Raw genomic sequence first — 7797 nt, 5'->3', positions numbered from 1 at the left:
CGGTCAAGCGCGAGGACGAACAGGCCTTCGCCCTGGCCAATGGCAGCAACCTGATGTTCTGCGAGGATGCCGCGCGCCGCATCCAACGCGCGCTGGATGCGGACAAGGACATCGTGGATTTCCATGTGCGTCTGGAACATCAGGAAAGCTTGCATCCGCATGATGCGGTGGCCTATGCCAGTAAAGGGGTAATGGGCGGTTACGGAGCAGCACACGTTTAAAAGCGCTGAATACACTTTCGGACTGACGCGCGCTGCAACTCGCTTTCACCACGACGCTCGTTTCCATACGCAGCGACACTCCTCTGCTTGAATGCTGGCCTTCCTGAAACACGGACAGGCCACACGCTCGTGTGTCCAAGTGCGTCATGGCCGCCTTACCGCTTTCAGATTGACAGGCGGCCAGACAATTCAGACGTTCCCCAATAAAAATTTTCTCAAGCTTTATGTAAAAGAATAAAAAATGGCGTGGCGCTCGGTTATTTCGGACGATGAATGCATGGATGATGAAGGCGCCATCGTGCATCTTTTCAATGAAGATGCCTCTTGGCATGGACACACGGTTATGTCCATTGAATATCCGCCAGACGGCAATCATCCGGCGCATGCTTTTTGGGGACTTAGCTTTCAACCTGTCAAGGCGCATGAAAGCCTGCCGAATAGGGTATTTTTTGGAGTGGACTGCGCGTTGACGGATCGTACGGAACTGCACGAAGGCAGTCATAGTCTGCGAGGACCCGTTGCCGAAAAAAATTCTGTCCTACCCGATCGACAGGTTTCAGCGAAGCAGGCTATACGCCATTATTCAAAGAGAAAAAGTGCAGGCCAGGCAAGGGTCCGTATCCTACGCCTTCTTGGGGCTGCCTGGCAGCAGCATGTTCACCAAGGCACGGTACAAGGACAACTGCTATTCCTGGGCCATTCGTGTTCTCATCGATGCTCAAATAATACCTTCCACATGGCGCTATTTAAGGCCTTTGTCGTTGATGCCCGTCGCGGCAGAATGGTTTGGGAAGAAAAGAAAAGCTTGAGGTGGGTGCGTCACCTCTGTGCGGCTTGCGGGCGTTACCCTTACCCACGCTTTCCACTTTCGGAGCATGCAACGCATATAGCCTGCCCTTCGGGTGCCGGGCACGATGTTTCCCTGCGCACTGTTGCGTTTGCAGGGCCGATAAAAACACCTCCCTAAGGAAGTGGTAAGTAAGCAGGGGCAAGCTTGCGGGACCTCACCATCAGCGAGCTTGTCCATGCTTCGCCCTCTCGTCACCGCCGTACTCACATCCCTGGCCTGTTTTGCCGCCGCATCGTCCGTGGCGGCGGACACCGCACCTTCTTTCGCCGTCATCCACCGGCTCAAGCTCGGCGGACCTGGTGGCTGGGACTATCTTCATTTCGACGCACAACGCCGGCACCTCTTCGTGAGCCGGGGCGATCGTGTGCTGGTGATCGACGTCGATCACGACAAACAGATCGGCACTATTCCTGGTACCGATGGTGTGCATGGCATCGCCATCGCACAGGACCTTCACCGCGGCTTCACCAGCAACGGCAAAGCCGATTCCGTGACGGTGTTCGATTTGGACACACTCAAAACGGTTGCCACCATCACTGGCACGGGAAAGAAGCCGGATTCGATTGTTTATGACGACGCATCGCACCACGTTTTCACCTTCAACGGGAAGAGCGGCAATGCGAGCGTGATTGACCCTGCAAAGAACGCTGTCATCGGCACAATCGCGCTTCCCGGCAAGCCGGAGTTCTCCGCCGCGGACGGCCACGGACATCTCTACGTCAATATCGAGGACAAGTCCGAACTCGCCAAGATCGACAGTCACAAGGACAAAGTGTTGCACGTCTGGTCGCTTTCGCCATGCAAATCACCCAGCGGCCTGGCGATGGATATCGCGCATGCACGCCTGTTCTCGGTCTGCGACAACGAAGTCATGACGGTGCTCGACGCTCATACTGGCCGCCACGTCGCAACGCTGCCCATCGGCGACGGTCCCGATGCCGTAACCTTCGATCCATCGGATGGGCTGATCTACAGTTCCAACGGTGAAAGCGGCACCCTCACCGTGATCCATGAAAACGATCCGGATCATTACCAGGTGATAGCCCATGTACCGACGCAGGTCAGTGCGCGTACGCAGGCACTCGATCCGGCGAAGCACCGCATCTATCTGTCTGCGGCGCAACTGAGCGACAAGAAAGATGCGCGTGGGCATCGTCAAGCCATACCGGACACCTTCACCATTCTCACCGTCGGCAAGCCGTAATATTACGGCCTGCCTCGAACCAAGCGCTTCCGGCTCACTCCCTCTCCATCTGCGCGGAGAGGGAGTGAGGGCCCATCAGGATGGTGGGGACGGTGACGCTACATCGGGGATCACTACCCGCACGCGCAAGCCTCGCCCGGACGGCGCATCCAGTAAGTCGATGGTGGCATCGTGCAGTTGTGCCGCGCGTTGCACGATGGAAAGTCCCAGCCCATACCCATCACCGCCGCTGGCTTCGCGGTGAAACCGTGCAAATACGCTCGCCCGCCGCTCGACCGGAATACCCGGGCCGTTATCGATCACTTCGATCAGTGTCCTGCCGATTGAGCGATGCAACGAAAGCTGCACCTGGCCACCCAACTGGACGTGGTGCATGGCGTTTTCGATCAGGTTGCGCAGCAATGCGGATAGGGCCGCTTCATAGCCCTGGATCTTCAAGCTGTCGTCGTGTTCCGCAAAGGCGAATTCCACGCCGCTTTCGCCAAGCATAGGCGCCAGCTCGTCAATGACATTCATCGCCACCATGATCAGATCCACTTCGCGCCGTTGCCCTGCCGCCGCACCGGCTTCCAGCCGCGCCAGTGCCAACAGCTGCTCAATGCGCCGGGCCAGCCGCGCCAGACCCGATTGTGCACTGCTTAGCGCTGCCATCGCATCGGGTGACACCTCTGCCGACATCGCGCTATCGACGTGAATCATGGTGGAAGCAAGCGGCGTGCGCAGTTCGTGTGCGACGTCGGCACTGAATCGGCGCTCGCGCTCCAAGGCATCCTCAAGACGTTCCAGTTGCGCATTCAAGGCGCCGACTACCGGTTGCAATTCCTCCGGCGCACGCTTCAGCTGGATGGGCTGGCGACCTCCCGGTGCCCGCGATGCCAGGGCCTGCGTCAGGCGCTCCAGCGGACGCAGGCCGCGCTGTACGGCCCAACCTACCAGCAGCGCCAACAGCGGCAGACCGATCAGCTGCGGCAGGCCAAGATCGAGCCACAAGGCATGCGTGATATCGCGCCGGCTGTCGTCACGCTCGCCGACGCGGATCAGCACATCGTTCGCATCGTCCACCAAGGTAAAGACGCGCCAGCCGTAACCATCGAATGCGTAGTCTGCGAACCCCGGCACCGATGTCTGCGGCATGGGCAGCGAAACCAGATTTGCCGTCGTCAAACGCATGTGGCCGTGAGCGAAAACCTGATAACCCACTTCCGATTCATATGTGCGCGTATGCAGCAGGCGCTCTACCGTCTTGCGTTCCAGCGAGGGAACGACGAGCGAATCGTCTTCGCGCCGATGCAATACTTCCTCGCCGGCATGCTGGATCAGTACATCCAGCGTGCGCGCCGATTGCGCAAGGCGACCATCCAGCAATTCCCGCGTTTCTTTTACCGAGCGGTAATAGCTGTAGAGGCCAAGCGGCAACAGCACCGCAACCAGCACCGCGATGATCATCCAGCGCAGCCGACTGCGCAGGCTTACCGGCTTCACGTCGGATCCCTGGGAATCATGTAGCCGACACCGCGAATGGTACGAATCGCATCGAAGCTCAACTTGCGGCGCAGCGCATGAATCTGCACTTCCAGCGCACTACTGCCAACGGAGTTGTCCAGGCCATACAGGGAGTTTTCCAGGTGCTCGCGACGCACGATGCGGCCGGCGCGCTCCATCAGGATGCGCAGCAGCGAAAACTCGCGCCGGGTGAGTTCAATCCGTTTGCCGCGGTATTCCGCTTCCGACGTGCCGATATCGAGGCTGATGACGCCGACATCGATGCGATTGGCAGCCAACCCCTGTGCGCGACGCGTCAGCGAACGGATGCGCGCGCTGAGTTCATCGACATGGAAAGGCTTGACCAGGTAGTCGTCCGCGCCGGCGTCCAGGCCCTTTATGCGCGCCTCCAGGGCATCGCGCGCCGTCATGACGATCACTGGCGTGTTGACGTGCGCACGCCGCGCCTCGGCCAGCACTTCCAACCCATCCTTGCCGGGCAGCCCCAGATCCAGCAGCACCAGATCCGCCGTCTGGTCACGCAGCGCCGCCAGCGCCTCGCGCCCGTCGCGCAACCAGGTCACCGCATAGGAGAGGCGCTCCAAGGCCTGTTTGATCGCCTCTCCTAATGGCAGGTCGTCTTCGACCAGGATGATGTGCATGAATCCGTACCTTCACCGATCGCCGGGGAGAACACCCCAGCGTCATTTTCGCAGAGCCTAGCTTAGGGCCTGTTTACCCTATGGGCGTAGCACGCGTTGCCGTTGCATAGCCGTCAGGTGGTAGTGCGTGGCGCAAGCTTGGCTGGCTTGCCAAGGCAAGCCGCGCGCTGCTGCGTGGCGCCGCGCGGAAAGCTCGTTTTCTGCAGCCGGATCCATGCGGCAGGGCGATATGCTATTTCCATCATGACGCGCGCCAGCCCACCCCTGCTCGGCCAGAACGACCTCGGCCTCCATACCCTGCAACGCGAATATTCGCGCGGTGTCCATATCGAACCGCATACCCACGCATGGGCGCAGGTGTTGTATGCCGTGGAAGGCGTGATGTGGGTGGAAGTGGAGTGCGAGGCACTGGTCGTGCCGCCACAACGCGCCGTGTGGCTGCCTGCCGGCACGCCGCATTCGATTCGCATGATGAGCGCGGTACGCATGCGCAATCTGTATCTGCCGCCACAGACGTCCGAATCGTTCGGCTTGCGCAGCGAGGTTTTCGAAGTAAGCCCATTGCTGCGGCAATTGATCGTGACCGTGGCAGAAGAAGGCAGCCAGCGCGAACAGGATTACGTCGATGCCGTCTACCGGCTGATCATGCTCGAACTACGCGCCGCAAAACGCAGCGGGCTGCGTATTGCCTTGCCTGCAAAACCGGATCGCCGGCTGGAATCCGTCTGCAGGGCAGTCATCGACCACCCCACGCAGGATATTCCCCTGGAAACGTATGCCGACCGCGCCGGAGCCAGCGTACGTACCCTGTCGCGATTGTTTCGCCAGCAACTTGGCATGGGCTTCGCAGAATGGCGTCGGCAGGTCCAACTGGCCGTTGCCACCTCGCGCCTCGCCGAGGGCGAATCCGTCAATGCGATTGCGCGTGCACTCGGATATACCCCCAGTAGCTTCAGCGATATGTTCCGGCGCGAACTCGGCAGGTCGCCGGCGGCTTATCAGTCGTCCATGGGAACCGCGGCCGAAGGCCAGTAACCATCCGTCCTCGTACCCTATTGGCGTAGCTCGCGCCGGGGCTGTTTGCGCGCCAGACAAGGAAGAGCGAAGGCGTGTACGTCGGTATACGGCTGAGGGATGACGCAGTATGGCGGGCAAACAGGTCCTAGCTTGGCCGGCATTCGAATGCCTTTGACCGGCTCTCCAGATCGCGCTCGTCTAGACTGATGCGCAGTCCACGGCTCGCCCGGAGATAGCCATGAAAGCTTTGCGATTTGCCCGTTACGGCAGTCCGGATGTCCTCGAATACATCGATGTCCCGACCCCTGGCACCGACGCCGATACCGCCTTGGTACGTATCCATGCTGCCTCCGTCAATCCGAGTGACGTCAAGAACGTAGGTGGCCATTTTTCGCACACCACCCTGCCGCGCATTCCTGGGCGCGATTTCAGCGGCGTGGTGGAACAGGGCCCCCTGGCCTGGCGAGGGGTGGAAGTGTGGGGCACTGGTGGCGACATCGGTTTCTCCCGCGATGGCACGCATGCGGCGTATATCAAACTGCCCGTGGCGGCCCTGACGCGCAAGCCTGCTGCGCTCGACCATGCCCAGGCCTCGGCCATCGGCGTCAACTTCGTCGTCGCCTGGCTTGGCGTGATGGACTACGCACAATTACGCGAAGGCGAAACCATTGCGGTGATCGGCGCCGGTGGGGGTGTCGGCGGCGCGGTCACGCAAATCGCCAAGTCGCTGGGCTGCCGCATTGTTGGCATCGATCGGCGCCCCGTGGACGCCAGTTCACCGGCCGGTAAGCGGATCCATGACTTCGTGCCTTTCGATGAACATACCGTCGCGCATGTTCGCGATCTCCCAGGGCTGGCCGACGGTGTCGATGTGGTCTTCGACAGCGTCGGCGGGATTGCTTTCGAAACAGCCCTCGGCTTGGCCCGCCGGCGCGGGCGGGTTGTAGAAATCAGCGGCACCGGGCGACGGCGCGTGGAGTTCGATCTGATCAACTTCTATCACAATGAAACCCAGCTGCTGGGCGCCGACAGCGCAAAACTGGGGGTGGTGGAATCGGCCCGGCTGATGCAGGCCATTGCCCGTGAATTCGACCACGGCAAATTCGATCCGCCGGTCGTCGCGCATCGCTACCCGCTCGAGCAGGGACGGGAGGCCTATGAGGCCGTGGCGAATGGAACATCAGGCCGTGTCGTCCTGGTGCCTTGAAGGACCATCATCCCTACTCGATAACCCTGGCTGCGGAGCAACCATGAAGGCATATCTCGTTTCGTTGGCGGTCGGCGCCATCGTTGGTCTGATTTACGGACTACTGCGTGTAAAGTCACCGGCGCCTCCTACCGTAGCCCTGGTCGGCTTGTTCGGCATGTTGGCCGGAGAGCAGCTGATCTCACTGATCCGCAATATGTTGCGGTAACGCCTTACTCGTCCGCACTGTTCTTGGGTTTCCGGCCACGGCGCGGCTTGGCGGGTGCTTGCGCTTGCTGGGCAATCAAGCCCTGTAGATAGCCAATGCCCTCTTCTTCGGGGAAGAACGCCATCACGTCCGCCACGGTCAAGTTGTAGCGCGTGCGTAACGCCAGAAATTCTTCCTTCGCCCGCTCCATGGCGGACATGGCGGCCTGCCGGGCCGTCTGTTTCTTGGTACCACGGTGTTCGATTTCCTTATCGAGAGCCGCGAGTTCTTCCTGGAAGCGGCGAAAGGCATCTTTCGGGAGGGTCATGGCAACTAACAATGAGGTTGACTGCCGATTATCTCATATAAAGCGCATATTTCGATGGATTCAGCCGTTTTATCGTTTCTGAACTACGCGGTCTTCCATTTACGATGAGTGACGAATCGGTCACCGCCCCACGTTGCATGCGCTGCGCACCTGGATCGCGACCCATCCCGTGCGCTGCCCTTTATCAAGGATCGCCCCTCCCGGGCCAACGTCAGCATCCGCCATGATCTTCTGCGTTGCCAAGCGTAGAAGAAAGTAATGAGCAACCAGTGATTACATGGATCGATACAATCGATTAATGCCTTCGCGATCAGGCGGCGTCCATCCATGCTCCGCTTCACGTTTTAGGGGGAAGGCGAATAATGAATGACCACAGGAAGGTCGATTACTTGAATAATGAACCCTGTTGGCGCAAACACTGCGTGAATCGCCCAAGTATGCTTGTCACTGGCATCACGAACCACGCTAAAAACCGGTTTAGCGTATTCATTCCCATGAAATCCCCATGCGGCATTGCCGGTGCATGGTGGAGCCCCCTCCCTGGATTCATACCTATGGCCGGCATCTTCGGGTCGACCCTCTCCGCGAATCAAGCTGTTTTTCAAGAAAGAAAAACACTTGGCGCCCTGCGATAAAAGC

The 7797-nt window shown here is 59.7% G+C and carries 9 protein-coding genes; 6 read left to right on the top strand and 3 right to left on the bottom strand.

Features of this window, described 5'->3' with window-relative positions; all coding sequences use genetic code 11:
- From AC4HNJ_RS03240 to AC4HNJ_RS03230, 3 genes are all read left to right on the top strand, one after another.
- Positions 1–221 (top strand): GTP cyclohydrolase, FolE2/MptA family (locus AC4HNJ_RS03240; RefSeq protein ID WP_490478066.1); only part of this gene is annotated, 221 nt, incomplete at its 5' end.
- A gap of 277 nt (positions 222–498) precedes the next feature.
- Positions 499–1188 (top strand): hypothetical protein, encoded by a 690-nt coding sequence (locus AC4HNJ_RS03235; protein WP_490478065.1) that lies wholly within the window; start codon positions 499–501, stop codon positions 1186–1188.
- A 58-nt stretch (positions 1189–1246) separates the two neighbouring features.
- A complete protein-coding gene (locus AC4HNJ_RS03230) occupies positions 1247–2275 on the top strand; it encodes a YncE family protein (RefSeq protein ID WP_490478064.1) in 1029 nt (342 codons plus the stop codon).
- 75 nt (positions 2276–2350) lie between these two features.
- Here AC4HNJ_RS03230 and AC4HNJ_RS03225 read toward each other — a convergent pair whose 3' ends face one another.
- Positions 2351–3757, bottom strand: coding sequence for a sensor histidine kinase (locus tag AC4HNJ_RS03225; RefSeq protein ID WP_490478063.1), 1407 nt, complete (start codon positions 3755–3757; stop codon positions 2351–2353).
- Positions 3754–4419: a response regulator gene (locus AC4HNJ_RS03220; RefSeq protein WP_490478062.1), complete on the bottom strand. Its 666-nt coding sequence runs from the start codon at positions 4417–4419 to the stop codon at positions 3754–3756. The genes AC4HNJ_RS03225 and AC4HNJ_RS03220 overlap by 4 nt, the downstream gene beginning before the upstream one ends.
- A gap of 243 nt (positions 4420–4662) precedes the next feature.
- Between AC4HNJ_RS03220 and AC4HNJ_RS03215 the strand changes: the two genes are divergently transcribed.
- The 3 genes from AC4HNJ_RS03215 (at position 4663) to AC4HNJ_RS03205 (ending at position 6851) form a co-directional block, all read left to right on the top strand.
- Positions 4663–5454, top strand: coding sequence for an AraC family transcriptional regulator (locus AC4HNJ_RS03215; protein WP_490478061.1), 792 nt, complete (start codon positions 4663–4665; stop codon positions 5452–5454).
- 220 nt (positions 5455–5674) lie between these two features.
- A complete protein-coding gene (locus tag AC4HNJ_RS03210) occupies positions 5675–6643 on the top strand; it encodes a quinone oxidoreductase family protein (protein ID WP_490478060.1) in 969 nt (322 codons plus the stop codon).
- Between the two features lie 43 nt (positions 6644–6686).
- Entirely contained in the window at positions 6687–6851 is a 165-nt protein-coding gene (locus tag AC4HNJ_RS03205; protein WP_490478059.1) for a DUF1427 family protein, read from the top strand.
- 4 nt (positions 6852–6855) lie between these two features.
- On the opposite strand, the gene AC4HNJ_RS03200 is transcribed toward AC4HNJ_RS03205, so the two are convergent.
- Positions 6856–7158, bottom strand: a complete 303-nt coding sequence (locus AC4HNJ_RS03200; RefSeq protein WP_490478058.1) for a 2-hydroxyacyl-CoA dehydratase — start codon at positions 7156–7158, stop codon at positions 6856–6858.
- Between the last annotated feature and the right edge of the window lie 639 nt (positions 7159–7797).

The organism is Dyella sp. SYSU CM1112 (genome assembly GCF_058216415.1).
This window is presented reverse-complemented; position numbering and strand designations above follow the sequence as displayed.